This is a genomic window from Paenalicyclobacillus cellulosilyticus (assembly GCF_014647315.1).
Lineage (GTDB): Bacteria > Bacillota > Bacilli > Alicyclobacillales > Alicyclobacillaceae > Alicyclobacillus_J > Alicyclobacillus_J cellulosilyticus.
Genome location: NZ_BMOY01000132.1, coordinates 311 through 606 on the forward strand (window position 1 = coordinate 311; position 296 = coordinate 606).

1 protein-coding gene is annotated in these 296 nt (G+C 46.6%); it reads left to right on the top strand.

What is annotated here, in order from left to right; genetic code table 11:
- The coding region (locus IEX97_RS13750) for an NADH-quinone oxidoreductase subunit D-related protein (RefSeq protein WP_479684775.1) at nt 1–296 on the top strand (296 nt) is incomplete at both ends.

Sequence of the window (296 nt, forward strand, 5' to 3'; positions counted from 1 at the left end):
GCTATTGCGCTTGATATCGGTGCAATGACGGTATTTCTCTATTGTTTTAGAGAGCGGGAAGCGCTTTTTGATTGTTATGAAGCGGTATCGGGTGCTCGAATGCATGCAACGTATTACCGTCCTGGGGGCGTTGCGCGTGATTTGCCCGATAGTATGCCAAAATACAAGCCCTCGCGCTGGCATACTGAGCGCGAAGTTGAAAAGATGAATGAAGATCGTGAAGGAAGCCTTCTTGACTTTTTATGGGCGTTTACTGAACGATTTCCTACTCGTGTAGATGAATACGAAACGCTCTT